Origin of the sequence: Pseudomonas sp. NBRC 100443, from assembly GCF_030268185.1 — a bacterium.
Classification (GTDB): domain Bacteria; phylum Pseudomonadota; class Gammaproteobacteria; order Pseudomonadales; family Pseudomonadaceae; genus Pseudomonas; species Pseudomonas citronellolis.
The window spans coordinates 1-395 of record NZ_BSQE01000071.1 but is presented as its reverse complement, the minus strand read 5'-3'; the positions used below and the strand labels follow the sequence as shown (position 1 = coordinate 395).

At 63.0% G+C, this 395-nt stretch carries 1 protein-coding gene; it reads left to right on the top strand.

Translation table 11 applies throughout. The annotated features are described in order from the left end of the window. The coding region (locus QSJ95_RS32570; RefSeq protein ID WP_285647892.1) for a transposase at positions 1-395 on the top strand (395 nt) is incomplete at both ends.

Sequence of the window (395 nt, the reverse complement as noted above, 5' to 3'; positions counted from 1 at the left end):
ACGGTGCCTTCGCCAGAGCGCGAGCGGCTACGGGAATTGGTGCAACGCCGAGAGCAACTGGTCAGCCAGCGCGATGATGAACGTCGTCGTTTGCATCAAGCCCGGGATTCCTTCGTCCGCCAATGCCTGGAAGGCGCCATCAAGGCGCTTAAAGAAACGATCCGCGGCTATGACAAGGAAATTGCCAAAGCGATGAACGTCGTGGACGCAGAACAGGCCCAGCAATTATGCCAAGTCAAAGGCGTGGGGCCGGTCACCGCGGCTGGGCTGCTGGCCTATCTGCCGGAGCTGGGACAACTGAACCGCCGCCAGATCGCCGCCCTGGTGGGCCTGGCCCCGTACAACAGCGACAGCGGGCAGAAGTCGGGACAGCGCCGAATCCGGGGAGGACGAGG